We start from the raw sequence: 25,193 nt of genomic DNA, 5'->3' as shown, positions 1-25,193 counted from the left end.
CTATGTCCTGGATGCTCATTTTGATTTATGCCTGTGTGTTTGCGCTGACGTGCGGTTTCAGCTATTGGGCGTTGACTGGCTTGATGCCCAGCGGCATGACGCAGCGTCTGGACAGTTTGAAAGACACGCCCCACTTTGTGTTGACAGAGCCGTCTGCACGTTGGCAGAGGTGGCGCGACAAGTTGCAACGAGCCCTGTCTTGGCTGGGGCCTTTGTCATCGGCCACAGAGCCCGAAGACGCTTCACACACCTTCAGTTCGCGGCTGCGCTTTTACAACGCAGGCATCCATTCGCATTTGGCACCTTTGGTGTATCTGGCCAGCAAGACGGTGCTGACGTTCGCACTGCCCAGCATTGCGATAGGTGTTTTGTGGTACAGCCAAGTGAGTTTGTCACAAGCCCCGGGCATGGCGCTTGTGCTGGTGTTTGCCATGCTGGGCTACTACTTGCCCAATGCCATCTTGGCGCATCGTGTGGCGCGTTATCAGCAAGCCTTGTTCAATGCCTTTCCGGACGCGCTCGATTTGATGCGTGTGTGTGTGCAGGCCGGATTGGGGCTGGACGCGGCCATTGACCGCGTCGGACATGAAATGCATTTGAGCTGCCCCGAACTGTCCAACGAGTTCGAATTGACCGGGCTCGAATTGCGCGCAGGTGCCAGCCGTGCCGATGCGCTGCGCCATCTGTCCGCGCGCATTGGCCTGGAAGATGTGGAGGCCTTGGTGGTGATGCTCATCCAGGCGGACATGTTGGGCACCAGCGTGCATGAGTCTTTGCAAGTCCATTCGGAGTCGCTGCGCACCAAGCGGCGGCTGTTGGCCGAAGAAACGGCGGCCAAGCTGCCCATCAAGTTGTTGATCCCTTTGGTGTTTTGCGTGTTCCCGGCTTTGCTCACAGTGTTGTTGGGCCCGGCGGTGATCAGTGTCCACGAAATTCTGGCACCCACCGCGCAGGGCGCTTGACTGCTTTGCGCCGACTCAGCCTTGAACCACTGCCAGATAGGCCTGACGCGTTTCAGGGCTGACGGCTTCCAACGCTTGTTCGTAGCGCGTCTGGTGCTGCCTGAGCATGCGGGCCGAGGCGATGGTTTTGGATTTGCAGAACCAATGGCAGCTGTGCTGCATCAAAAACATCTCGGCCATGATGCGAAACGAGCGCTCTTTGGCCGCCTCTGGTGTCAGGGCGATGGCGCGGCCAATGCCTTGTGCGTGAACGACCAGCAGGCGGCGCATGTCAAAAGTGGTTTTGGGCGAGAGCTGGTCGATGAAGGGCAGCGCGATTTTGAAGCCGCGTGTCACCGGCGCGGCCAGCCGCCCAAATTCGGTGGCCACGGCCTTGAATTCTTCGGCCAACTGTTGCTCGGCCACTTCTTGCAGCTGCAAAATCTGTTGTTGCCGTGCGGCCTCGGGCTCGCTCAATGCGCGCATGTAGGCCTCGGTCAGTTGCGCCATGTGCTTTTCGATCTGGTAGGGGCGCAAGTGCTCGGCCAGCAAGGCGGTGCGTTGGCGCTGACCCTGACTGTTCAGCCAGTGGATGCCCACGCCCAATAAAAACAAAAGACTCAGAAGTTCCATACCCGCCCATTCATGGGCCACATGGCCCGATGCCTCAAGTGTAAAGAGCTGGGCCTGGCCCGGCATCTGTGCGTTGTCACCCCTGATTTGGAGTGTCGCCTCTAAAGCGCGGGTTTTCCCTTGTGTCGCCCCGCTGGCGGTGTTCAAATTGCTGCATCGCAACAAACCTTTCCAAGGAACACACCATGAACTTCAATGCTGAACAACTCGTCGCCGCTCAACAAGCCAACCTGAAGGCCGCATCCGGCCTGTCACAAACCGCTTTCGCCGGTTTCGAACGCCTGGTCGAGCTGAACATGGCCGCTGGCAAAGCCGCTGTGGGTGAGTCTTTCGCCAACGCACAAGCCCTGTTCGCTGCCAAGAACCCCCAAGACATGCTGGCCGCTCAAGCTGCCTTGGTGCAGCCTGCTTTCGAAAAAGCCGTGTCTTATGGCCGTCACCTGACCGACATTGCCAACAACACCGGCGCTGAGTTCACCAAGGCTGTTGAAGGCAAGTTCGCCGAGACCGAGCAAGCGGTCAAGAGCCTGGTCGAGAACAGCCTGAAGAACGCACCTGCTGGCTCTGACGCTGCTGTGGCCGCCATCAAGACCGCCATCGAAGCCGGTCAAAACGCTGCTGAAACCCTGAAAAAAGTGGCCAAGCAAGCCGCTGACACCGCCGAGTCCAACCTCAAGGCCGCCACTGCCCAAGCTGAAGCTTCGGTCAAAGCCGCTCTGAGCAAGGCCAAAGCCAAGGCTTGATGCCACAAGCACTCTCGCAGTGCTTTCTACAATCAAGGCGTCTTCGGACGCCTTTTTTGTTTCTGGATGCCCCCATGCCCCTCTTGCCTGCCCAGCCGTCTGCCCCTGCCTTGCACATCGAAGGCGGCGTGGCCATCATCACCTTGAACCGCCCCGCGCAACGCAACCGGCTCGAAAACGGGGATCTGAAGACTTTGCTGGGGCATTTCGAGCAGGTCAACCAGAACGCCCAGGTGCGCGTGCTGGTGCTGACGGCCAACACCGAAGGCCAGCCCAAGCCGGTGTTTTGCGCGGGCTACGACATCAGCGGTTTCAACGAACCCGGGCATGGCGCGACCTTTTTTGAAGAGATCCCCGACGCACTGGCCAAGCTGCGCCCGGTGACGATCTGCGCCTTGAATGGCAGCGTGTACGGCGGCGCCACCGATGTGGTGCTGGCCTGCGACCTGCGCATCGGCCTGCAGGGCATCGAGTGGCGCATGCCCGCCACCGCGCTGGGCTTGCATTACTACCCCAGCGGTTTGCAGCGCTATGTCAGCCGCTTTGGCGTGGCGGGCACCAAGCGGGCGTTTTTGACGGCACGGCCTTTCTCGGCCGAGCAGCTCAACGCCATGGGCTTGTTCGAGTCCCTGGTGACGGACGCCGATTGGGCTTCGACGCTGCAAGTGCTGGTCAGCGACATCTTGGCCCTCGCCCCTTTGGCCGTGCAAGAGACCAAGAAGTCGATCAACGAAATTGCGGCGGGCCAGATGGACACCGAGCGCTTGCGCGCCCGCGAGCACATGACCAGCGACAGCGTGGACTTTGCCGAAGGCCGCGCCGCCTTTGTCGAGCGCAGAAAACCCGTGTTCGTTGGGCGCTGAGCGCCCCGATGGCCATGCCCCTTCGTTGGCGCCCGTTGCTGGCCCGTGTGCTGTGGGCTGCGGCCTGCGTGGGTCTGTGCACCTGTGCGCAGGCGCAAGGCGCCGACACGGTGGAGGTGCGCGCCGAGCTGGAGAACATGACGGGCCTGGCGCGTTCTGCCAGCGAAGGCATCGTCTCGGGCGAGCGTTTGCGTGCCATGCCCTTGCTGCGCCCCGGCGAGGTGATGGAGATGGTGCCCGGCCTGATGGTCACGCAGCATGCGGGCGACGGCAAGGCCAACCAATATTTTTTGCGCGGCTTCAACTTGGACCACGGCACCGACTTCGCCACCTTTGTGGCCGGCATGCCAGTCAACATGCCCAGCCATGCGCATGGTCAGGGCTACACCGATCTGAACTTTTTGATTCCGGAGCTGATTCAGAAGGTGCGTTACCAAAAGGGACCTTACGACGCGCAGGTGGGTGACTTTGCCTCGGCGGGTGCGGCGCACATCGACTACCTGCGCCAAATGGACAGCCCTTTGGCGCAAGTCACCTTGGGCCAGGGCGGCTTTCAGCGCATCTTGTTGGCGGGTTCCCCCGCTGCCGATGCCGGGCGGGGCAAGCTCTTGTACGGCCTGGAAATGTTCCGCAACGATGGCCCCTGGCAAACACCCGAGGACTTGCGCAAGCTCAATGGGGTGCTGCGTTACAGCGATGGCAGCGCGCTCAACGGCTTTGCGCTCACGGCCATGGCCTACCGCAGCCAATGGACGTCGACCGATCAGGTGCCCCAGCGTGCCATCGACCAAGGCTTGATCGGCCGCTTTGGCAGCTTGGACAGCACCACGGGCGGGCAAACGCAGCGCTACAGCCTGTCGGGCGAATGGTCTTGGCTGCAAGGCGACTCGCGCACACGCGCCAGTGCGTGGTGGCTGAAGTCATCGCTCGATCTGTGGTCCAACTTTCAATATTGCCTGAGCGACCCCAGCATCCACTGCCCCACCGGTGACCAGTTCATGCAGCGCGAGCAGCGGCAGGCGATGGGTTTGTCGCTGTCGCAGTCGGTGCCTGCGCTATGGGGCGACAAGGCGGTGGACAACAGCTATGGCCTGCAGGTCCGTCAGGACAACATCTCGCCAGTGGGCCTGTACGCCACGCGAGCACGCGAGGTGCTGAGCACCGTGCGGCAAGACCAAGTCTGGCAGCGCAGCACGGCGCTGTGGTTCCAAAACGAGGTGCGCTGGCTGCCTTGGTTGCGCTCGATTGCGGGCCTGCGCGCCGATGCCTACCAGTTCGATGTGCAGTCGAGTCTGCCTCAGCATTCGGGCCAAACCAGCGCGCACATGACCTCGCCCAAGCTGGGGCTGGTGTTGGGGCCGTGGGAAAAGGCCGAGCTGTACCTGAACCACGGGTATGGCTTTCATTCCAACGATGCGCGGGGCACCACCCAGCCGGTGGACCCGGTCAGCCCACTGGTGCGCACACAGGCGTCCGAGCTGGGGGTGCGCTGGACCGTGCGGCCCGGCTGGACATCGACCTTGTCCTTGTGGCAATTGAAGACGGCTTCGGAATTGTTGTTTGTGGGCGATGCGGGCACCACCGAGCCCTCTCGCCCCTCGCGCCGCACCGGGCTGGAGTGGGGGCACTTTGCGCGGGTGGGCCAGCATGTGGCGCTGGACGCCGACCTGTCGTGGTCGCGGGCGCGCTTCACCGATGGGGATGCGGCCGGCCCGTTCATTCCGGGTGCTGTCACCACCACGGCCAATCTGGGCATCACGCTGGACGCTTGGGGGCCCTGGTCGGCGGCTTTCAGGCTGCGCTATTTCGGGCCCCGGCCTTTGCTGGAAGACGGCTCGGTCCAGTCGGCTTCGTCGCTGACCGGCAACCTGCGCGTGGGCTACCGCGTGGACGCGCGCAACCGGCTGAGTCTGGACGTGTTCAATGTGTTCAACGCCCGCAGCAACGACATCGAATACTTTTATGCATCCCGTCTGCCGGGGGAATTGGCCCCCGTGTGGGACCGCCACGTTCACCCGGCCGAGCCGCGCCTGCTGCGCCTGAGTTGGAGCCACCGCTTCGGTTGAGCTTTATGGGCTGCTGGCGCTGCGTTGTCCGGCCGACCAGGCACTGCCCATCGAGGCCGTGATGATGAAGCCCATGGCCGCCCATTGGCTGGGGCTCAGTCGCTCGGCCAGCACGACCCAGCCTGCCACGGCGCCCACGGCAGGCTCCAGGCTGAGCAAAATGCTGAAGGTGTTTTTGGGCAGGTGTTGGAGGGCGACCATCTCTAGGGTGTAAGGGACGGCGCTGGACAGCAGGGCCACGGCCAGACCGGCGGCCAACCATTGGGTGTTCAGCAGGGCGCTGCCTGCCTCGTACAGGCCAAAGGGCGTGACCACCAAGGCCGCCGCCAGCATGCCCATGGGCGTGGCCATGGTGCCATAGCGCTTGGCCACGCGCTGGCCAAAGACGATGTACATCGCCCAGCAGGCACCAGCCGCCAGCGCAAAGCCAATGCCCATGGGGTCGAGCGCATCGTGGGCACCGGGCATGGGCAAGATCATGCCAAGCCCCAGCACCGCCAGCGCCACCCAGACCAGATCGCTGGCCCTGCGCGAGGTCCACAAGGCCACGGCCAGTGGGCCGGTGAACTCGATCGCGATCGCCAGGCCAAAGGGGATGGTCTTGATGGCGTTGTAAAACAGCAAGTTCATCACCCCCAAGGTGACGCCGTACAGGCCCAGCGGCCAGGCATCTGCCCACACCCAATGCCGTCGCCAAGGGCGCCAAAAGGCCATCAGCATCAGCGTGGCAAACACCAGCCGGTACAGCGTGGTGCCCCCGGCCCCGATGGCCGGGAACAGGCTTTTGGCAAACGAGGTGCCAATGGACAGGGAAACCAGGGAGCCGAGCAAGGCGCCCACGGGCCAGATGGGGAATGACAAATCGAGACTTTCGGGGTGGCCGCTGGGTAGGGGCTTGCAAAACCCGGCGGGGCCAGGTGCATTCGGGGGGGATCATAGCCCCGCATACAATCCTCCGTTGGTCTGCAGTGCCGTCCCCGGGGGCGCTTGCAGAAGACTGAGATCCCGTTTTTGTGGAGTTACCCATGTTCATCTCTTCCGCCTTTGCCCAAACCGCTCCTGCTGCTGCCGCTGGCGGCGACATGCAGTCCACCCTGATGAGCATGCTGCCTTTGCTGCTGATGTTTGCGGTGCTGTACTTTGTCATGATCCGCCCCCAGATGAAAAAGCAAAAAGAGCACCGCACCATGATCGAAGCCTTGGCCAAGGGCGACGAAATCGTGACCGCTGGTGGTTTGCTGGGCAAGGTCAGCAAAATCGGTGACAGCAACATCAGCGTGGAAATCGCTTCGGGCGTCGAAGTGCAGATGCAGCGCAGCGCTGTGGTGCAGGTCTTGCCCAAAGGCAGCCTGAAGTAATTCGGTCCGTTTTCGGCTTTTTCAGCGGGGCGCTTGTCGCCCCGGTTTTTCATCCTGTACGCGAGTCCTTATGAACCGTTACCCGGTCTGGAAATACGCGATCATCGTGATCGCATTGTTGCTGGGGGTGGTCTACACCCTGCCCAACTTCTTTGGTGAGGCCCCTGCGGTGCAGGTGTCTTCGGGCAAGGCCACCATCAAGGTGGACACTGGCACGCTGCAAAAAGTCGAAGACGCCCTCAAGGCCGCGGGCGTGAGCGCCCAAAGCGTGGCGCTCGAAGGCGGCTCCATCCGGGCCCGCTTTGACAGCACCGACAACCAGCTCAAGGCCAAGGATGCGGTTCAAAAAGCCCTGATCCCGGATGCGGCCGATCCCCAGTTTGTGGTGGCGCTCAATTTGGTCTCGCGCTCGCCCGAGTGGCTCGGTGCCTTGCACGCTGCGCCCATGTACCTGGGCCTGGACTTGCGCGGTGGTGTGCACTTCATGCTGCAAGTGGACATGCAGGCGGCCCTGACGCAGCGCGTGGAGGCGCTCACCGGCGACCTGCGCAGCTTGCTGCGCGAGAAAGACATTCGCCACGGCGGCATCAGCCGCAATGGCCAAAACGTCGAAATCCGCTTGCGCGATGCGCAACAGCTCGAAGCGGCCAAGCGTTTGTTGTCGGCCCAGTTTCCTGACCTGCAAACGCAGGACGTGGCCGATGGCGCCGAGTTCCGCCTGATCGCCAGCAACAAACCCGAAGCCGCCCGCCGGGTGCAAGAGCAGGCTTTGAAGCAAAACATCACCACTTTGCACAACCGGATCAACGAACTGGGCGTGGCCGAGCCGGTGATCCAGCAGCAAGGCCTGGACCGCATCGTGGTGCAGCTGCCCGGCGTGCAGGACACGGCCAAGGCCAAGGACATTCTGGGCCGCACCGCCACGCTGGAAGTGCGCATGGTGGACGAAAGCACCGAAGCGCGTGCGGCCGAGCAAGGCGGCATCGTGCCTTTTGGTGCCGAGCGTTACCTGGAGCGCGAAGGCCGTCCGCTGATTGTCAAAAAACAAGTGGTGCTCACGGGTGACAACCTGACCGATGCGCAGCCCGGCTTTGACAGCCAGACCCAAGAACCCGTGGTCAACTTGACGCTGGACGCCAAGGGTGCCCGCATCTTCAAGGACGTGACGCGTGACAACATCGGCAAGCGCATGGCCATCTTGCTGTTTGAAAAAGGCAAGGGCGAAGTCGTGACCGCGCCGGTGATTCGGGGCGAAATCGGGGGCGGCCGGGTGCAGATTTCGGGCCGCATGACCACGGCCGAAGCCAACGACACCGCGCTGCTGCTGCGTGCCGGTTCGCTGGCCGCGCCCATGGAGATCATCGAAGAGCGCACCATCGGCCCCAGCTTGGGTGCCGAGAACATCGCCAAGGGCTTCAACAGCGTGACCTGGGGTTTCCTGGTGATCGTGGCTTTTATGTGCCTGTACTACGCGATGTTTGGCTTGGTGTCGGGCATTGCGCTGGCGGTGAACCTTTTGTTCTTGGTGGCGATTTTGTCGATGCTGCAAGCCACATTGACGCTGCCCGGCATGGCCGCGATGGCGCTCGCTTTGGGCATGGCCATCGACTCGAACGTGCTGATCAACGAGCGTGTGCGTGAAGAGCTGCGCAACGGCGCCAGCCCGCAAGCGGCCATCCATGCCGGTTACGACCGCGCCTGGGCCACGATTTTTGACTCCAACATCACCACGCTGATTGCGGGTGTGGCCTTGCTGGCCTTTGGCTCCGGTCCGGTGCGCGGCTTTGCGGTGGTGCACTGCATCGGCATTTTGACCAGCATGTTCTCGGCCGTGTTCTTCTCACGTGGCTTGGTGAACCTCTGGTACGGCAGCAAGAAGAAACTCAAGTCGGTGTCGATTGGCACCGTGTGGCGGCCTGACGGCGGCTCTGCGGTGAAGGCCGATTAAGGGGAACAGATCATGGAATTTTTCAAAATCAAAAAAGACATCCCGTTCATGAAGAACGCGTTGGTCTTCAACGCGGTCTCTTTCGTGACCTTCGCGTTGGCGGTGTTTTTCCTGTTCAGCAAGGGCCTGCACCTGTCGGTGGAATTCACCGGCGGCACGCTGATGGAAGTCAGTTACAGCCAGCCAGCGGACCTGAACAAGGTGCGTGCCACGGTGGGCACCTTGGGTTTCAGTGAAGTGCAAGTGCAGAACTTCGGCACCGCACGCGACGTGATGATCCGCCTGCCTGCGCAAAAGGGCGTGAGCTCGGCGCAGCAAAGCGAAAAAGTGCTGAGCGCGCTCAAGGCCGACAATGCCGAGGTGACCTTGCGTCGCACCGAGTTTGTGGGCCCTCAAGTGGGCGACGAATTGGCCCACGACGGATTGAAGGCGCTGGCCTTTGTGGTGATTGGCATCGTGCTGTACTTGGCCATCCGTTTCGAGTGGAAGTTCGCCGTCTCGGCCATCATTGCCAACTTGCACGACGTGATCATCATCTTGGGCTTCTTCGCTTTCTTCCAGTGGGAGTTCTCGCTGGCGGTGTTGGCCGCTGTGTTGGCGGTGCTGGGTTATTCGGTCAACGAATCGGTGGTGATTTTTGACCGGATCCGCGAGAACTTCCGCCGCTTTCGCAAGATGAGCACGGTCGAAGTCATCGACAACGCGATCACCTCCACCATCAGCCGCACCATCATCACCCACGGCTGCACGCAGATCATGGTGTTGTCGATGTTGCTCTTCGGTGGCGAGACGCTGCACTACTTCGCCATGGCTTTGACCATTGGCATTTGCTTTGGCATTTACTCGTCGGTGTTCGTGGCCGCGGCCATTGCCATGTGGCTGGGCATACAGCGCGAAGACCTGATCAAGCCGCTCAAGAAGGACAACGATCCGAGCGACGAAAACGCAGGCGCTGTGGTCTGAGAATCCGCCAAGCAAACCAGGGCACCTTCGGGTGCCCTTTGTTTTGGAGCTTGCGCTGGCTTGAGTTTTAACGAGGGCGGCGGCGGCAGCTGCTGCTGCGGCAGGAACAGTGCTATGCCTTTGCAGTGTTCACGCCAAGACGCTTTTGAGCCAGTCGGCAAAGGTGGCGCATTCCCAGCGTTCCATGGTGCCGGTGCGCCAGCACAGGTAGTGGGCGTGGGGGCTGGGCACGCTGCGCTCAAACAGGCGAACCAGCTGGCCGTTTTCCAGCCAGGGTGCGCCCAGCTTGGTGCGGATCAGGCCAATGCCCAGGCCTTGGGCGGCGGCGTCGCACATCAGGCCGATGTCGTTGAACGAGGAGCCGTCCACCGGCTCGGGCCAGTCCAGGTCGTGCGCGGCAAACCAGGTGCGCCAGGGCTCCAGCGGGCTGCGCAGCAGGGGCTGGCCTTGCAGGTCTTCGACGCTGGTGAAGGGGCCGTTTTCGCGCAGCCAAGCTGGGGATGCCAGCGGTGTCACTTCGTCCTTGGCCAGGCAGACGTGTTCCACATCCGAATAGCGTCCGGTGCCAAAGCGCACGGTCAGGTCGGCGTCTTCGGCCACCACGTCCAGCAAGGGAATACTCACCTGCATGGTGATGTCGATCTCGGGGTAGGCGTCCAGAAAGTGCTTGAGGCGCGGCATCAGCACCGACCGGGCAAAGGTGGGCGTGACCGCCAGGCGCAGTTTGCGGCGGCCAGGCGTGTTGCTGGCGCTGGGAAAGCGCTGCAGCGAGACCAGACCTTCGCGCACATGGGCCAGGTATTCGATGCCTTCGGTGGTGAGTGAAAAATCGGCCCGGCCAAACAGCTTGGTGCCGATGATTTGCTCCAGCTGCTTGACCCGGTGGCTCACCGCGCTGGGCGTCACGCACAACTCTTCAGCGGCCTGCGTCACGCTGCGCAATCGCGCCAGGGCCTCAAAGGTCAGTAAGCACTGGATAGGTGGGATGCGGGAAGCGACAGACATGCGGGGCTTACTTGAAGATCACGGTTTTGTGGCCGTTGATCAGCACGCGGTGTTCGCTGTGCCATTTCACGGCGCGGGCCAGCACCTGGCTTTCGGTGTCGCGGCCCAGCGTGGTCAGGTCTTCGACGGTTTTGCTGTGGTCCACACGGGCCACGTCCTGCTCGATGATCGGACCTTCGTCCAGGTCGGCGGTCACATAGTGGGCGGTGGCGCCGATCAGTTTCACGCCCCGGTCGTGCGCTTGGTAGTAAGGCTTGGCACCCTTGAAGCTGGGCAAGAACGAGTGGTGGATGTTGATGGCGCGACCGGCCAGTTTGCGGCACAGGTCATCCGAGAGGATCTGCATGTAACGCGCCAGCACCACCAGCTCGGCGCCTTCGGCTTGGATGATCTCGTGCTGGCGGGCTTCGGCTTGTGCCTTGTTGTCTTTGGTCACCGCGATGTGGTGAAAGGGCACGTTGTAACTGGCGGCCAGTTGGTAGAACTCGCGGTGGTTGCTCACGATGGCGCGGATGTCCAGCGGCAGCAGGCCACTCTTCCAGCGGAACAGCAGGTCGTTCAGGCAATGGCCTTCTTTGCTGACCATGATCACCGTTCGCATGGGCTGGGTGGTGGCGTGCAGGTCCCACTTCATGGCGAAAGTTTGGGCAAATTCGCCCCACTGCGCGTTCAGCGTGTCGGCGTTTGCCTGATCACAGGCAAACTGAACGCGCATGAAAAACAGACCCGTGTCGTGGTCGTTGTACTGGGCCGCTTCTTCGATGTTGCCCCCGCGCTCCAGCAAAAAACCCGACACAGCATGCACGATGCCGGTGCGGTCGGGGCAGGAGAGGGTCAGGATATAGGTGGTGGTCATGGATGGAAAGGTACTTACAAGGCTTGAGCAGGTGACAGGTCATTGCGCAGCAATGGTTGGCTCTGCAGCTTGTACTTATTGTAGAGACCAGAGCATGCAGTGGTTTCAAGCGCCAGAAGGCAGTGGGGAGTTCAAGCAGAAGACAAGTTGATGGTGTGATTCACTAAAGCATGTAACTGACTTTTTTGATAATAAAATGAATACTTTTAAACTATTTTATTGTCATGAAACGCATAACCCAACTTTTCATCACCCTCGGTACTTTTTTCTTGATGACAGCCTGTGGCGGAGGTGGAAGCAGTGACTCTTACACCGCAAACATCAGCGTGGGACCAACAAGCCATGTGTGTAAATCCGAAGTCACGGCCAACCTCTGCCTAGCAGGCGATTGTTCGCAGTGTCAATGCTTGAGCGGATGTCCCGCTGCCCCAGGCGAAGCGATCACTCTGTCATGCATTTTCTATGATGGCATTGCGCGTGTGCCATCGACAGGTTGCACATTGGCCACGACGCCGGTGCGCACGCTGGCTTGTTCAGGTACAAAATTGTTTGTTCTGGATGGTCAAGGCTACACGCGGACGGACGTTTTGCAGGGCACTTCATTCAACGGGCTGCAACCCTATGAACTGTTTGGATTTAAGTTCAACTGCGGTGCTTGAGCAGAAGTCGACTTTGTCATATTGACACGCATATTGGGGTACCAATCCCCCCATCGCGTGGCATTCTCCCAAAACTGTCTTCGAGGGCACAGCCTCACTGCAAGCCCTGGGCCATGTGAGGCTGGAGACCGTGATGACCGACAGGGTGAACGCGGCCACATCGACAGGCTGGAATAGGACCTGTTGGGGCGAAACAACTACCTGGACCAATTGCCACGACCGCCCTTGGCGAGATGTCAAAGCCGTGAATGTGGATGCGCTGGAAGGCGTCAAGACAGAGGTGTTCCACCAGCGCACCAAAGAGTCCAACTGCGTCGTCTGGCAAAAGCATATCAACCAAGGCAGTAAAACCGAAACGCTGACGCTGCGCAGCTTCAGCGGCACGGTCAACACGCCCTTCAAAGCGTCTGGCGGCGTCAGTGTGCAGATTCCTGAGGGCGAGTTCATGAGTCATATCGCCACCCTGTCGAGCCAACCGGGCAAGGGCTACCTGAAGGAGCTGGCCCAGCGCTATGACGTCAACTGTCAGCCCGTCAAACTGACGCATGACAAATGGGATGGTAAGCAAGAGGGCTTGACGCCAACGCTTTGGCCAATGCGGCTTTTGCCAGCTTGGCCGCACAGGCCAGGATCACACCGATCAACGCTGTGAGGGAGTAAAAATTTCTAACTTCCGTGTGCCGGATCAATAGGGCGATGTGGGCAAGACGCTCAAAGAGTTCTGCCAATGTCGCTAAAGCGCTGCTCACTGACGGTGCGCCATTTAAACTGCTTGGCTGAACTGATTTCAAGGACTTTTGCCGTGGCCCACACCGACTTGAACATGGACAACCAGTGGTTGCCCTTCACGCCCAACCGCACTTTCCGCAATGACCCCCGGGTGTTCGTGGGCGCTGAGGGCATGCACTTCACCACCCACGATGGCAAAAAGGTCATCGACGGCATCTCCAGCCTGTGGTGTGTGGGCGCAGGACACAACCGCAAGCCGATCAACGAGGCCATCAAAAAGCAGCTGGACACGCTGGACTACGCCACGGCTTTTCAGGCCAGCAACGACAAGGCATTCAAAGCCGCCGAGATGATCGCCGCCATGGCGCCGGGTGACTTGAACAAGGTGCTGTTTTGCAATTCGGGCTCTGAGGCGGCCGACACCGCGCTGAAGGTTGCCCTGGCCTACCACCGTGCTCGGGGTGAGGGCCACCGCAATGTGTTCATTGGCCGTGAAAAGGGTTACCACGGCGTCAACTTCGGCGGCATGAGCGTGGGCGGCCTGCCGGCCAACCGCAAGGTGTATGGCGCGCAGCTCTTGCCGCGTGTGGACCACATGCGCTTCATCCACGATCCGGTGAACCACGCCTACATCCACCACGAAGAACCCGTCTGGGCCGAAGACCCGCTGCTGGAGCTGGAAAACCGCATTCTGGTGTTGCACGACCCGAGCAACATTGCCGCTGTGATCGTCGAGCCGATCGCGGGCAGCGCGGGCTGGTACATCCCACCCCAAGGTTATGTGAAGCGCTTGCGCGAGATTTGCGACAAGCACGGCATCTTGCTGATTTTTGACGAGGTCATCACCGGCTTTGGCCGCCTGGGCGTGAACTTTGGTGCGGACTACTACGGTGTGGTGCCCGACATGCTGAACTTTGCCAAGGCCGTGACCAATGGCGTGATCCCGCTGGGCGGCGTGATCTGCCGTGACTTCATCTACGACGCGATGATGAGCGCCAACGCGCCTGAGCATGCCATTGAGTTTTTCCACGGCTACACCTACTCCGGCCACCCCGTGGCTTGTGCGGCGGCCATTGCCACCCTGGACCTGATGAAGGAAGAGAACCTGTTTGCCCGCGCAGGCCAGCAAGGCCGCGTGCTGGGCGATGCGATGCACAGCGCCTTCAAGGGCCTGCCCAACGTGATCGGCATCCGCACGCTGGGCTTGGCCGGGGCGGTGGAGCTGGCCAGCATCGCGGGCTCGCCCGGCAAGCGGGCCTATGACATCTTCATGGACTGCTTCCACAAAGGCGTGTGGGTGCGGCCTGCTGGCGAGAACATCGTCATTTGCCCGCCTTACATCGTGGAAGACGCGCACATCGACCAGATCGTGCAGACCGTGGCCGACAGCATCCGCCGGCATGCGTGAGCTTGACTCCGCAGGTCGGAGCTTCGGCTGCGACGATGGCGACTCGAGCTTGACCTGCGAGGCATGAACGCAGTTCTTCGAACGGGATTGACGCTGCTGGCCGCGTGGTGCGCGGCGCAGCTGTGCCTGTGGCTGCACACGCCGATTCCCTGGATGCTGGGGCCTTTGATCGTCACGGCGCTGGCGTCCATGTCGGGCTTGCCCACGCGCAGTTCAGGCCGGCTGCGCAATGCGGGGCAATGGGTGATCGGTGCGGCTTTGGGCTTGTATTTCACGCCGCAGGTCAGCGCCTTGGTGGTGAGCCTGTGGTGGGCGATCGTGTTGGCCATTGCCTGGGCCTTGTTGTTGGGCGCTTGGTTTGGCATGTGGTTGCATCGCCAGCATGCGGCGGATTTTGCGCAGCTGTCGCCGCGTGCTTTGCGGGCCACCACCTATTTTTCCAGCGCGATTGGTGGGGCCTCCGAGATGACCTTGCTGTCCGAGCGGCATGGCGCCCGGACCGATCTGGTGGCGGCGGCGCACAGCGTGCGGCTGCTGTGCGTGGTGATCGCTGTGCCTTTTGGCATGCAGTGGGCGCAGCACCGCTGGGGCTTGCATGTCGATGCGAGTTTGTTGCCCGGCCCGCGGATCGCACAATGGCCGGGCTTGCTGTGGCTGGCGCTGGCCACCGCCGCCGGTGCGGGCGCGATGGTGCTGGTCAAACGCACCAACCCTTGGTTCATGGGGCCGTTGCTGGTGTCGATGGGCTTGACCTTGTCGGGGGTGGAATGGTCGGCCGTGCCCAATGGCTTGTCGAATGCTGCCCAGCTGGTGATCGGCATCAGCCTGGGCGTGCGCTTTCGCCGTGAGTTCATCCACACGGCACCCCAATGGCTGCTGTCGGCGGCAGGCGGGACGTTTGTGATGATGGCGCTGTCTTTGGGCTTTGGTCTGCTGATGGCCTGGTTGACCGGTTTGCACCCCGCCACCATGATTTTGGGCACCGCGCCCGGCGGTATTGCCGAGATGGCGATCACCGCCAAAGTTTTGCAGCTCGGGGTGCCGGTGGTCACAGCGTTTCAGGTGTGCCGCCTGGTGGCGGTGCTGATGCTGGTGGGCCCCTTGTTTCAATGGGTGCTGGCCCATGAAAAAACCGCCTGACGGCGGTTTTTTTTCAGGCAGGTCGTTTCAGTGCACCACGACAGGCTGCTGAGCCAGACCGGTATAACCTTCCAGCGTGTCTTCGACTTCTTCTTGCGTCGGCGTGTGTTGTTGCCAAGCCTGGATTTGCTGCTGGAACATTTCGGCCCATGAGCCGTCCAGATAGACCTCTTTGCCTGAGCGTTTGTCAACGATTTCAAAACCATGGCGCTCCAGCATCGGCTTGCTGGTGGCGGGCGCAGTTTCTGCAGGCGCGTTGGCCAACAAGTGCATCACGGCAAAGGTTTCGGATTCGTACAGCAGGTTCATGGTTTCATTCTCCCTCAAGTTCTGTGGCTCAGGTGGGGCTTTTTGAATGAACTTCAAGGCGGTGTGGCTTTTTCTGTAACGGGCAATGCCGCCAGCGTTTCGCGGCCGCGCAAATTCAGGTCGATGAAGCTGCCACTGACTTGCGTGATGCGGATTCGCACAGGCAGCCAGTGGTGCTCGGCCGCCACCCAGAACTCAACTTTGGCATCAAACCGGTTGCGTGGCTGGCACACCCATTTGACGGTGTTGAGCGATTTGCCGTCGACCGTCAGGGTTTCGTTTTGCTCGAAAGTAAGTAGCCAAGGCAAGGCGTCGCGCAGGGTCACCGTCTGGATCTGCAAGCGGCTGCCGGGCGTGAAGCGTTCGGGTGAACCGGCCATGGCGGCGGCCAGTTGCACATACAGGCTGATTTGGTCTTGTGCCCCTGCGATCAAGGGCACTTCGGGCGCGTTGCCGCTGAAGACGATGCGGTTTTTCTCTCGGTCGAAATGCGAGGCGCGCTCGCCCCGCCAGCTGTCTGAAAAACGCCGAGGGGCCAGGCCCGCTGCGGTGATCTCGCCCACGCTGCGCCAATGGCGTGAGCCCACCAAAAAGGCCTTGACCGAGAGCGCCAGCGCATAGGCCTGGTCGTTGTGCTGCCAGTTGAGCTCGCCGCTGGCGTAGTAAGTCAAGCCTTTATCCTGGCCCGTCAAGTCGTAGCGCAGCAAGCTCGAAGGCGGCAAAGCCCCCAAGGGGATGTGAGGCAGCACTTCTGCGGGCGGCAAGGACACCGTCGGCTCGCTGGCCGCCGTGGGTGCTGCGGCTGCGGCCGGTGGCGCTTCGGGCGTGGCAGGTGTTTCTGGCAAAGGTGTGCTGGTCTGCGCGGGCTCTGCAGGCGCGCTGACGGGGACCTCCTCGGCGGCGGTGGCCGTGGGTTCCGGGGCCAGCTCTTGTGCAATGCGCGGGCGATGCGGTTTGGGGGCAGGCGCGGCCACAGGGGCTTTCGGTGCAGGTGGCGCAATCATGCGGGTTTGCAAAGGACTCACCTGGGCCGATGAACGTTCTGGCAGCTGGAAATCCAGCACGCCCGACATGCCCAGCAAAAGCGCCACATGCACCAGCAGCACGATGCCCGCCAGCCACGCCAGTGTGCGGCGGGCGGGGCGGCCTGTGTGGCTGCCTTGAGTGGCGGGGACGGTGTTCACGGGCCTGGCGTGTTTCAGCGGGCGTGCCAGCCCAGATCGGTCGACAGCTGGGCGGCGAACTGGCGCAGGGCCTGGGCCGCAGGGCCTGTCCATTCGGCATTGAAGGTGGCCGAGGAGCCCAGCGCAACCACCCCCAAGGCGAGGTGACCATCGGCGTCAAAAACAGGGGCACAAAAACCGGAGATGCCCGGCAGCAAGACGTTGACCACGCGGCCCAGGCCTTGTTCGCGGGTCTCTTTGAGAATGGCTTTGACCTGTGCCGCGGTGCCGGGCAGGTCGCTGCGTCCGAGCTTGCGCGTCAGGGCCAGCTCGGCCTCGATCATGGGCAGGGCTTTGTCTGCGCTGCCGCCGTGGCCTGCGAAGGCCGCAAAGCAGCGCCCTGTGGCCGACGACAGCAAGGGCATCACATCGCCCAGTCGCAAATTGACCGAGGCGGCCATGGGCGACTCTTGCCAATGCACCAGCGTCGGGCCGTGGTTGCCCCAGACGGCCAGTGCCAGCGTGTGGCCGATTTGCGCCATCAACGCGGGCAGGCGTTCACGCGCCATCTTGACGGCGTCCAGCCGCGACAAGGTGGCCAGCCCCAAGCGCAAAGTGGCCGGTCCCAGTTCGTAGCGGGTGCTGGTGCTGTCTTGCACCACCAGACCCAGGCGCTGAAAGCTCACCAGATAACGGTGGGCCTTGGCGGCGCTCATGCCGGCAGCCGATGCCAAGTCGCGCAGCATCAGGGGGGCGGGGGCCTGCGCCAGCACGTCCAGCAGGGTGAAACCCACTTCGACCGACTGGATGCCAGCGCGTTCTTTGCCGTCACTTGTGGGGTGGGTGTCATGGGCCATATCGTCTAGAATCAAGTTTCGTTTAGTTAAACGAGTTTAACAATGCGTAATTCTCGCGCTGGCTCACTGTAGCGCATCGCGGCACCAAGGGGCACACACAACATGAAATTGGCGACCTACAAAGACGGCTCACGCGATGGTCAACTGGTGGTGGTTTCGCGCGACCTGAGCACCGCCCATTATGCGACCGGCATCGCCAGCAAAATGCAGCAGGTGCTGGACGACTGGAACTTTCTGGCACCACAACTGGAAGACCTGTACAGCACCCTCAACCAAGGAAAGGCGCGCCATGCTTTTGCGTTTGACCCCGAGCGCTGCATGGCCCCGCTGCCCCGCGCCTACCAGTGGGCGGACGGCTCGGCATACATCAACCACGTGGAGCTGGTCCGTGCGGCCCGCAACTCGGAAGTGCCCAGCAGCTTTTACACCGACCCCTTGATGTACCAAGGCGGCAGCGATGATTTCATCGGCCCGTGCGACCCCGTGGTTTGCGCCAATGAAGCGTTTGGCATCGACTTTGAAGCCGAGATCGCCGTCATCACCGGCGATGTGCCCATGCAAACCAGCGCCGACGACGCCATCGACGCCGTGCGTTTGATCATGCTGGCCAACGATGTCAGCCTGCGCAACCTGATCCCAAATGAATTGGCCAAAGGCTTTGGCTTCTTCCAGAGCAAGCCTGCCACCGCCTTCAGCCCCGTGGCCATCACGCCCGATGAACTGGGCGATGCTTGGCAAGGCGGCCGTGTGCACCTGACGCTGCAGTCCACCTGGAACGGCCGCAAAGTGGGCATGTGCGAAGCGGGCCCCGAGATGACCTTCCACTTCGGCCAGCTGATCGCCCACATCTGCAAGACCCGCAATGTGCGTGCAGGCTCGGTTGTGGGCAGCGGCACCGTGAGCAACAAGAGCGTGGAAGTCAAAGGCAAACCCGAGTGGCCCAAGGGTTACAGCTGCATCGCCGAAAAACGCGCCATCGAAACCATCCTGGACGGCAAGCCCAGCACCGAGTTCATGAAGTACGGCGACACCATCCGCATCGAGATGAAAGGCCAAAACGGCGAAAGTTTGTTTGGGGCGATCGAGCAGGAAATCGTGCCACTCGAAGCCTGACCATCGGTCTGTCAAGCCAGATGGCGGGGCTTTGTCAAACCCCGCCAAGCCAGCGGATGAAATTGCTGGCCACGGCTTCAGGCTTTTCCATCATCATCATGTGACCTGACCCTGGCACCACTTGCACGGCAGGCCGCGCTGGGATCAGCTCGGCCATGGCCTGGTGTTGCAGGGTGCTGGCCCAGCTGTCCCATGCACCGGCCATGACCAACGTGGGCACGCGCACTTGCTGCAGCACCGCTGACGCATCGGGACGCGCCAGCAAAGCCCGGATCTGACGCCCGAAAATGTCGGCCGATTGGCGCTCGAACATTTGAACCACCGCTTCCAACAGCGGCGCATCGGACAGGCGGGCTGGTGCCACCATGTTTTGCACCCAGGCTTGTGCCATGGCCCGCACACCATCGCGCTGCGCCAGATCCAGCAAGGCTTGGCGTGTCTGGATTTCCTTTTCTCCCGCTGCGCCAGCCTCCTTGGGCCGGTAACCCGTGCCCAGCAAGGCCAGCGCTTGCACGCGCTCGGGCGCAAGCCGCATCACCTCCAGCGCCACCCGACCCCCCATGGAATGCCCCGCCAGATGGAATGCGCAAGGTGCAGCGTCCAGAATCTGCTGCGCCATCCCGACCAAATCATCGGCCTGGCCGTGATCGACCACCGTGCAGTGCGCGTGCCCCTGCAAGGCAGGCAGCATCGGTGCCCACGAGGCGGCATCGCACATCAAACCAGGGACAAGAATCAAATGCGGTGTGGTCATGGTGTTTGGGGGTGAATGTAGGGACAGGTCAGTTCTGAAGTATGTCCCATCACCACCGGTCTGAGCTTGGGGTGGGGAGGTGCAGTGATGCACACATGGCTGAACATGGGTCGCCTTCAGTTCAAGTTCGCGGCTTGAATCTGAATACCCAGTTTGGGTGGATCGAAATCGATGCCTTCACCACCCGGAATGCCGTCCATCAACGCCAGCAGGGGGGGCTGATTTTCCGGCCATGCGGTAACAGTCGTCGATTTTGAGCATTGCAAAAGCAGGGCGACACCGCTCTGTGATGAACACCGGACCCTCTAAGGCCGCGCGTTTGGCGGCTGACACATCGCGCGTGAAATCGCGGCTTGTAAACGTGTGCAGGTCAAGTCACTGGATTGGCGTGTTCGCCAAGCCAAAAAGAAAGGCGCGGTGCCTGAAGAGGTGCTTCAGGATGTCCGCGCCAAGATCAAGGCCTTGCTGCAAATAGGCTGACTTCTCTGATTTGCCAACGGCATGCGCACCGAGAAATAAGTGAACCTCTGCCGCGTGTCACGCGCCTCGGTTGACCGGGCACTCACGGCGCTGTGCGAGATGGGCGTGTTGGTGCAAACGGGGATGGGGCGGGGGACACGGTATCGGCTGCAACCATCACTTCAAATAATTGAGCATCTCAATGATGCCGCTGGCCTCAGATGAGCTCTTGCTTTTGCGGTCATGGCAGAGGTCATGCAAGACCTGCCGGTATGAGATGAGTTCAACGCCTGAAGCTTGCATCAGGGGCAGTTCCGCGTCGTCCTTCAAAACCGCATGGACGAGGAAGTTCCGCCACTGTGCATCGGGCAATATTTCATTTCTGCGCTGAATTTTGCGTTGACCCGTGAACTTCTTTTCAACCCATTGCGCCACACCGGCACTCAATTCATCGGGTGTACGCCGTCGTGCGTTTGTATCTCCGCCAATGTACCCAACAGGGCGATAGCTGATCTGAACTTCTACATGCCAACATTCAAATCCGGCTGATACAGGTCGGATGGCTAACAGGTCAATTTCATCAACGCCGCACTTGATGCCTCGCATCGTGAAGAAATTTTGGCGATTCAGCCATTCCTCGACCAGTTGTTCATCAAGCAGTGCCATCTGTTACCAGAAAGTCTTCAGCCCAGCTTCTTCATCAACAGCGCATTCACCTGCCCAGGATTGGCCTTGCCCTTGCTGGCTTTCATGATCGGGCCGACCAAACCGTTCAGAGCCTTGGCATTGCCCGCCTTGAACTCTTCCACGTTTTTGGGGTTGGCGGCCAGCACGTCGTCGATGATTTTTTCCAACTCGCCGGTGTCGTTCATCTGCTTGAGGCCTTTGGCTTCGATGAGTGCGTCGACATCGCCTTCGCTACCGGAGGGGCCTTCTTTGTTCCACAAGCCTTCAAACACCTGACGCGCCGCGTTGTTGCTGATGGTGTTGTCGCTGATGCGGCCAATCAGGGCGGCCAGTTGGGCGGCGCTGACTGGGGCTTGCTCGATGGCCATTTCGCTGGCGTTCAATCGGCGCGAGACTTCGCCCATGATCCAGTTGCTGGCCAGTTTGGCTTGGCCGCAGGCTTTGGCGGTGGCTTCAAAGTAGGCGGCAACCGCTTTGCTTTGGGTCAGTTGCGTGGCATCGTATTCGGGCAGGGCGTAGTCCTTGACGAATCGCTCGGCCATCACGCGGGGCAACTCGGCCATCTCGCCTTTGACGCGCTCCACCCAGTCGCGGCCAATCACCAGCGGCGGCAGATCCGGATCGGGAAAGTAGCGGTAGTCGGCGGCGTCTTCCTTGGTGCGCATGGCGCGGGTCTCGCCCGAGTCGGGGTCGAACAGCACGGTGGCTTGCTGGATGGCGTGGCCGTCTTCGATCTGGTCGATCTGCCAGCGCACTTCGTAGTCGATGGCTTGCTGCATGAACTTGAAGCTGTTCAGGTTCTTGATCTCGCGGCGTGTACCCAGCTCGCCACCGGGTTTGCGCACCGACACGTTGGCGTCGCAGCGGAAGCTGCCTTCTTGCATGTTGCCGTCGCAGATGCCGATCCAGGTGACGATCTTGTGCAGCTCTTTGGCGTAGGCCACGGCCTCTTCGCTGCTGCGCATGTCGGGCTGGGTCACGATTTCAAGCAGCGGTGTGCCAGCGCGGTTCAAATCGATGCCGCTTTGACCCCGGCCATCTCCGATGGACGCTCCCAAGCTCGAGTCTTCGTGCAGCGATTTGCCCGCGTCTTCTTCGAGGTGGGCGCGCTCCAGACGCACGGTTTTGCGCACGGTCTCTTTGCCCACTTCCAGAAAGAACGACACTTCGCCGCCTTGAACGACAGGGATCTCGAACTGGCTGATCTGGTAGCCCTTGGGCAGGTCAGGGTAGAAGTAGTTTTTGCGGGCAAAGATGCTGCGCTCGGCAATGTGCGCGTTGATGGCCAAGCCAAATTCAATCGCGCGTTCCACAGCGCCGATGTTCATCACGGGCAGCGTGCCGGGCAGGGCTATGTCCACCGCACAGGCTTGTGTGTTGGGCTCGGCGCCAAACGCCACGCTGGCGCGGCTGAAAATTTTGCTCTTGGTCGAGAGTTGGGCGTGTGTTTCAAAGCCGATGACGACTTCGTAGCCTTGGACGAGTTTGCTCATGGTCTTAAACCCCCACTGGTTTCTGGAGGTGGAAATCGGTCGCTTGTTGCAGGCGGTGTGCGGCGTTCAACAATTGGGCTTCCTTGAAGTAGTTGCCGATCAACTGCAATCCCACGGGCATGCCCTGTGCGCCAAAGCCTGCGGGCACGCTCATGCCAGGCAGCCCGGCCAGCGATGCGGGCAGGGTGAAGATGTCGGCCAAGTAATCGGCCACCGGGTCGTTGGCGTTTTCGCCAAACTTCCAGGCCACGGATGGGGCCACGGGGCCGGCGATCACGTCGCACTCTTTGAAGGCGTTTTGGAAGTCGTCGGCGATCATGCGGCGGATTTTTTGCGCTTGCAGGTAGTAGGCGTCGTAGTAGCCGTGGCTCAGCACATAAGCGCCCGTCATGATGCGGCGCTTGACCTCGTTGCCAAAGCCTTCGGCGCGGGTCTTTTTGTACATGTCCACCAGATCGGTGTAGTCCTTGGCGCGGTGGCCGAACTTCACGCCGTCAAAGCGGCTGAGGTTCGAGCTGGCTTCGGCCGGGGCAATGATGTAGTAAACCGGAATCGACAACTCGGTGCGTGGCAGGCTGATGGGCACCAGCTTGGCGCCGAGTTTTTCGTATTCGCGCAAGGCGCTGTCTACGGCGGCACGCACATCGGCCGCCAAGCCTTCGCCAAAGAACTCTTTGGGAATGCCAATGCGCAGGCCTTCAAGGGAGTTGTTGAGCGATGCTGCAAAGTCTTCGGTGGGCATGTCCAGCGACGTCGAGTCACGGTCCAAATCTGCGCCGCACATGGCGCTCAGCAAGAGCGCGCAGTCTTCGGCGCTGCGGGCCATGGGGCCAGCTTGGTCCAGGCTCGATGCGTAGGCGATCATGCCGTAGCGGGATGCGCGGCCATAGGTGGGCTTGATGCCGGTGATGCCACAAAAGCTGGCGGGCTGGCGGATCGAGCCGCCGGTGTCGGTGCCGGTGGCGGCGGGGGCCAGGCCAGCGGCCACAGCGGCGGCGCTGCCGCCAGAAGACCCGCCGGGCACGCGGGCCGAGTCCCAGGGGTTTTGCACCGGGCCATAGGCCGAGTTTTCGTTGGCCGAGCCCATGGCGAATTCGTCGCAGTTGAGCTTGCCCAAGCTGACCATGCCCGCCGTGCGCAGGCGCTGCACCACGGTGGCGTCAAACGGTGAGCGGTAGCCGCTCAGAATTTTGGAGCCTGCGGTGGTGGTGAAGTCGCGGGTGACGAACACGTCTTTGTGCGCGACCGGCACGCCTTCGAGTGGGCCAGCGGTGCCGTCGGCCAGCTTGGTGTCGGAGGCACGGGCCTGGGCCAGCGTCACTTCGCTGTCGATGTCCAAAAAGGCGTTGTGCGGGTTGCCGCCCATGCGGGCCAAGAATCGCGTGGCGACTTCGACCGCGCTGACTTCTTTGGTTTGCAAAAGGCTGGCCAGCGCTTTCACGCTGAGGTTGTGCAGATCACTCATGGCTTACTCGATGACTTTGGGGACCAGGAACAGGCCGCGTTCGACGGCCGGGGCGCTTTGCTGGTTCAAATCGCGTTGGTTGGGCTCGCTGGCCACGTCGGGGCGCAGGCGCAGCGTGATGTCCTGAATGGCCGCCACGGGGTGGGCCATGGGGGTGATGCCGGTGGTGTCGACCGCCTGCATGGCTTGGACGATGCCAAAAAAGCCATTGATTTGAGTGAGCATGCGCTCGCTTTCTTCGGGCTTGAGCTCCAGACGGGCGAGATTGGCAATGCGGGCAATATCCTGCGGGGTCAGGGACATGGTTTGAAAAGAGTTGTAAAGGTCAGATTTTCCAAGGCTGGCGTGACGCAAGGCAACATGCCAGACCGGGGGATCGGGTATTATCCTGTGTTTGCTGCAGTGTCAAGAACTGTCTTTACACAAGACCGCATGCCACCCCCGATTTGATTGTTGCGTCCGTCCTTTCCAGGCTTTTTCGTGGATCGGTCGTGGCCTCTAAGGATTCCAGAATGTTTTCTTCATTCCGTCGTTATTTTTCCAGTGACCTGGCCATTGACCTGGGCACTGCCAACACCCTGATTTTTGTGCGAGACAAGGGCATCGTGCTCGACGAGCCCTCGGTGGTGGCGATCCGTCACGAAGGCGGCCCCCAGGGCAAGAAAACCTTGCAGGCCGTGGGCCACGAAGCCAAGGCCATGCTGGGCAAGGTGCCCGGCAACATTGAAGCCATTCGCCCCATGAAAGACGGCGTGATCGCCGACTTCACCGTGACCGAGCAGATGCTCAAGCAGTTCATCCGCATGGTGCACCCCCGCAGCACCTTCCGCCCCAGTCCACGCATCATCATTTGCGTGCCCTGCGGCTCTACCCAGGTCGAGCGCCGCGCCATCCGTGAATCGGCGCTGGGCGCAGGCGCCTCTGAGGTGTACCTGATCGAAGAACCCATGGCCGCAGCCATCGGCGCGGGTCTGCCCGTGTCGGAGGCTTCGGGTTCGATGGTGGTCGACATCGGCGGCGGCACCACCGAGGTGGGCGTGATCTCGCTGGGCGGCATGGTCTACAAAGGCAGCGTGCGTGTGGGCGGCGACAAGTTCGACGAAGCCATCATCAGCTACATCCGCCGCAACTACGGCATGCTGATCGGTGAACCCACGGCAGAAGCCATCAAGAAAAACATCGGCTCGGCCTTTCCTGGCAGCGAAGTCAAGGAGATGGAAGTCAAGGGCCGCAACCTGTCAGAGGGCGTGCCTCGCAGCTTCACCATCAGCTCCAACGAGATCCTGGAAGCGCTGACCGATCCGCTGAACAACATTGTGTCGGCCGTCAAAACGGCTTTGGAGCAAACGCCTCCTGAGCTGGGTGCCGACATTGCAGAGCGCGGGATGATGCTCACGGGCGGTGGCGCTTTGCTGCGTGACCTGGACCGCTTGCTGGCCGAAGAAACCGGCTTGCCCGTGCTGGTGGCCGAAGACCCGCTGACTTGCGTGGCACGTGGCTGCGGCATGGCGCTGGAGCGCATGGACCAGCTGGGCAGCATCTTCACAAGCGAGTAAAACAGAGATGGCCTGTCTCCGGGCT

General features: G+C 61.3%; 25 protein-coding genes. 13 read left to right on the top strand and 12 right to left on the bottom strand.

Annotation, left to right across the window (positions count from 1 at the left end):
• Nucleotides 1–2: 2 nt before the first annotated feature.
• Nucleotides 3–962: a type II secretion system F family protein gene (locus B9Z52_RS08175; protein ID WP_108413363.1), complete on the top strand. Its 960-nt coding sequence runs from the start codon at nucleotides 3–5 to the stop codon at nucleotides 960–962.
• 15 nt (nucleotides 963–977) lie between these two features.
• Here the strand turns inward: B9Z52_RS08175 and B9Z52_RS08170 are convergent, their stop codons facing one another.
• Nucleotides 978–1,574: a hypothetical protein gene (locus B9Z52_RS08170; RefSeq protein ID WP_108413362.1), complete on the bottom strand. Its 597-nt coding sequence runs from the start codon at nucleotides 1,572–1,574 to the stop codon at nucleotides 978–980.
• Between the two features lie 185 nt (nucleotides 1,575–1,759).
• Here B9Z52_RS08170 and phaP point away from each other — a divergent pair, with 185 nt between their 5' ends.
• From phaP to B9Z52_RS08155, 3 genes are all read left to right on the top strand, one after another.
• Nucleotides 1,760–2,317 (top strand): TIGR01841 family phasin, encoded by a 558-nt coding sequence (gene phaP, locus B9Z52_RS08165; RefSeq protein WP_108413361.1) that lies wholly within the window; start codon nucleotides 1,760–1,762, stop codon nucleotides 2,315–2,317.
• 74 nt (nucleotides 2,318–2,391) lie between these two features.
• On the top strand, nucleotides 2,392–3,180 hold the full coding sequence (locus B9Z52_RS08160; RefSeq protein ID WP_108413580.1) for an enoyl-CoA hydratase/isomerase family protein: 789 nt from the start codon (nucleotides 2,392–2,394) through the stop codon (nucleotides 3,178–3,180).
• A gap of 8 nt (nucleotides 3,181–3,188) precedes the next feature.
• Nucleotides 3,189–5,246 (top strand): TonB-dependent receptor, encoded by a 2,058-nt coding sequence (locus B9Z52_RS08155; protein ID WP_233251888.1) that lies wholly within the window; start codon nucleotides 3,189–3,191, stop codon nucleotides 5,244–5,246.
• A 3-nt stretch (nucleotides 5,247–5,249) separates the two neighbouring features.
• On the opposite strand, the gene B9Z52_RS08150 is transcribed toward B9Z52_RS08155, so the two are convergent.
• A complete protein-coding gene (locus tag B9Z52_RS08150; protein WP_233251887.1) occupies nucleotides 5,250–6,107 on the bottom strand; it encodes a DMT family transporter in 858 nt (285 codons plus the stop codon).
• A gap of 164 nt (nucleotides 6,108–6,271) precedes the next feature.
• Here B9Z52_RS08150 and yajC point away from each other — a divergent pair, with 164 nt between their 5' ends.
• From yajC to secF, 3 genes are all read left to right on the top strand, one after another.
• Complete coding sequence (gene yajC / locus B9Z52_RS08145) at nucleotides 6,272–6,604, top strand: preprotein translocase subunit YajC (protein ID WP_108413359.1); 333 nt, start codon at nucleotides 6,272–6,274, stop codon at nucleotides 6,602–6,604.
• Nucleotides 6,605–6,674: 70 nt separating this feature from the next.
• Nucleotides 6,675–8,552: a protein translocase subunit SecD gene (gene secD, locus B9Z52_RS08140; protein ID WP_108413358.1), complete on the top strand. Its 1,878-nt coding sequence runs from the start codon at nucleotides 6,675–6,677 to the stop codon at nucleotides 8,550–8,552.
• A 12-nt stretch (nucleotides 8,553–8,564) separates the two neighbouring features.
• Nucleotides 8,565–9,515 (top strand): protein translocase subunit SecF, encoded by a 951-nt coding sequence (gene secF / locus B9Z52_RS08135; RefSeq protein ID WP_108413357.1) that lies wholly within the window; start codon nucleotides 8,565–8,567, stop codon nucleotides 9,513–9,515.
• Between the two features lie 129 nt (nucleotides 9,516–9,644).
• Here secF and B9Z52_RS08130 read toward each other — a convergent pair whose 3' ends face one another.
• On the bottom strand, nucleotides 9,645–10,520 hold the full coding sequence (locus B9Z52_RS08130) for a LysR substrate-binding domain-containing protein (RefSeq protein ID WP_108413356.1): 876 nt from the start codon (nucleotides 10,518–10,520) through the stop codon (nucleotides 9,645–9,647).
• Nucleotides 10,521–10,527: 7 nt separating this feature from the next.
• On the bottom strand, nucleotides 10,528–11,376 hold the full coding sequence (gene purU / locus B9Z52_RS08125; RefSeq protein ID WP_108413355.1) for a formyltetrahydrofolate deformylase: 849 nt from the start codon (nucleotides 11,374–11,376) through the stop codon (nucleotides 10,528–10,530).
• A gap of 224 nt (nucleotides 11,377–11,600) precedes the next feature.
• Here purU and B9Z52_RS18115 point away from each other — a divergent pair, with 224 nt between their 5' ends.
• The 4 genes from B9Z52_RS18115 to B9Z52_RS08105 all read left to right on the top strand — a co-directional run bounded on the left by B9Z52_RS18115 (nucleotide 11,601) and on the right by B9Z52_RS08105 (nucleotide 15,312).
• Nucleotides 11,601–12,035 (top strand): hypothetical protein, encoded by a 435-nt coding sequence (locus B9Z52_RS18115; protein WP_146182810.1) that lies wholly within the window; start codon nucleotides 11,601–11,603, stop codon nucleotides 12,033–12,035.
• A gap of 250 nt (nucleotides 12,036–12,285) precedes the next feature.
• The gene (locus B9Z52_RS08115; protein ID WP_146182809.1) at nucleotides 12,286–12,687 is read left to right on the top strand and encodes a hypothetical protein; all 402 of its coding nucleotides are present in this window, start codon (nucleotides 12,286–12,288) and stop codon (nucleotides 12,685–12,687) included.
• 150 nt (nucleotides 12,688–12,837) lie between these two features.
• Nucleotides 12,838–14,172 carry an aminotransferase class III-fold pyridoxal phosphate-dependent enzyme gene (locus tag B9Z52_RS08110; RefSeq protein WP_108413352.1) on the top strand — a complete coding sequence of 445 codons (1,335 nt, stop codon included), beginning with the start codon at nucleotides 12,838–12,840 and terminating at the stop codon, nucleotides 14,170–14,172.
• Between the two features lie 63 nt (nucleotides 14,173–14,235).
• Nucleotides 14,236–15,312, top strand: a complete 1,077-nt coding sequence (locus tag B9Z52_RS08105) for an AbrB family transcriptional regulator (protein ID WP_108413351.1) — start codon at nucleotides 14,236–14,238, stop codon at nucleotides 15,310–15,312.
• A 27-nt stretch (nucleotides 15,313–15,339) separates the two neighbouring features.
• Here the strand turns inward: B9Z52_RS08105 and B9Z52_RS08100 are convergent, their stop codons facing one another.
• The 3 genes from B9Z52_RS08100 to B9Z52_RS08090 are packed head-to-tail and all read right to left on the bottom strand — an operon-like array spanning nucleotide 15,340 to nucleotide 17,641.
• A complete protein-coding gene (locus tag B9Z52_RS08100) occupies nucleotides 15,340–15,621 on the bottom strand; it encodes a DUF3567 domain-containing protein (RefSeq protein ID WP_108413579.1) in 282 nt (93 codons plus the stop codon).
• Between the two features lie 53 nt (nucleotides 15,622–15,674).
• Nucleotides 15,675–16,805 carry a DUF3108 domain-containing protein gene (locus tag B9Z52_RS08095; RefSeq protein ID WP_233251886.1) on the bottom strand — a complete coding sequence of 377 codons (1,131 nt, stop codon included), beginning with the start codon at nucleotides 16,803–16,805 and terminating at the stop codon, nucleotides 15,675–15,677.
• A 14-nt stretch (nucleotides 16,806–16,819) separates the two neighbouring features.
• Nucleotides 16,820–17,641 (bottom strand): IclR family transcriptional regulator, encoded by an 822-nt coding sequence (locus B9Z52_RS08090; protein WP_108413349.1) that lies wholly within the window; start codon nucleotides 17,639–17,641, stop codon nucleotides 16,820–16,822.
• A 102-nt stretch (nucleotides 17,642–17,743) separates the two neighbouring features.
• Between B9Z52_RS08090 and B9Z52_RS08085 the strand changes: the two genes are divergently transcribed.
• On the top strand, nucleotides 17,744–18,754 hold the full coding sequence (locus tag B9Z52_RS08085) for a fumarylacetoacetate hydrolase family protein (protein WP_108413348.1): 1,011 nt from the start codon (nucleotides 17,744–17,746) through the stop codon (nucleotides 18,752–18,754).
• A gap of 34 nt (nucleotides 18,755–18,788) precedes the next feature.
• On the opposite strand, the gene B9Z52_RS08080 is transcribed toward B9Z52_RS08085, so the two are convergent.
• The 5 genes from B9Z52_RS08080 to gatC all read right to left on the bottom strand — a co-directional run bounded on the left by B9Z52_RS08080 (nucleotide 18,789) and on the right by gatC (nucleotide 23,915).
• Entirely contained in the window at nucleotides 18,789–19,508 is a 720-nt protein-coding gene (locus B9Z52_RS08080) for an alpha/beta fold hydrolase (protein WP_108413347.1), read from the bottom strand.
• 636 nt (nucleotides 19,509–20,144) lie between these two features.
• Nucleotides 20,145–20,633, bottom strand: a complete 489-nt coding sequence (locus B9Z52_RS08070; protein ID WP_108413346.1) for a hypothetical protein — start codon at nucleotides 20,631–20,633, stop codon at nucleotides 20,145–20,147.
• A 17-nt stretch (nucleotides 20,634–20,650) separates the two neighbouring features.
• The gene (gene gatB / locus B9Z52_RS08065; protein WP_108413345.1) at nucleotides 20,651–22,147 is read right to left on the bottom strand and encodes an Asp-tRNA(Asn)/Glu-tRNA(Gln) amidotransferase subunit GatB; all 1,497 of its coding nucleotides are present in this window, start codon (nucleotides 22,145–22,147) and stop codon (nucleotides 20,651–20,653) included.
• A 4-nt stretch (nucleotides 22,148–22,151) separates the two neighbouring features.
• Nucleotides 22,152–23,612: an Asp-tRNA(Asn)/Glu-tRNA(Gln) amidotransferase subunit GatA gene (gene gatA, locus B9Z52_RS08060; RefSeq protein ID WP_108413344.1), complete on the bottom strand. Its 1,461-nt coding sequence runs from the start codon at nucleotides 23,610–23,612 to the stop codon at nucleotides 22,152–22,154.
• 3 nt (nucleotides 23,613–23,615) lie between these two features.
• Entirely contained in the window at nucleotides 23,616–23,915 is a 300-nt protein-coding gene (gene gatC, locus B9Z52_RS08055; RefSeq protein ID WP_090140383.1) for an Asp-tRNA(Asn)/Glu-tRNA(Gln) amidotransferase subunit GatC, read from the bottom strand.
• 209 nt (nucleotides 23,916–24,124) lie between these two features.
• Here gatC and B9Z52_RS08050 point away from each other — a divergent pair, with 209 nt between their 5' ends.
• The gene (locus B9Z52_RS08050; RefSeq protein WP_108413343.1) at nucleotides 24,125–25,168 is read left to right on the top strand and encodes a rod shape-determining protein; all 1,044 of its coding nucleotides are present in this window, start codon (nucleotides 24,125–24,127) and stop codon (nucleotides 25,166–25,168) included.
• Nucleotides 25,169–25,193 lie beyond the last annotated feature (25 nt).

The sequence above is a fragment of the Limnohabitans sp. Jir72 genome (assembly GCF_003063575.1).
Taxonomy (GTDB): Bacteria; Pseudomonadota; Gammaproteobacteria; order Burkholderiales; family Burkholderiaceae_C; genus Limnohabitans_A.
The sequence above is the reverse complement of the archived record's forward strand: the minus strand, read 5'-3'. Positions and strand labels throughout refer to the sequence as shown.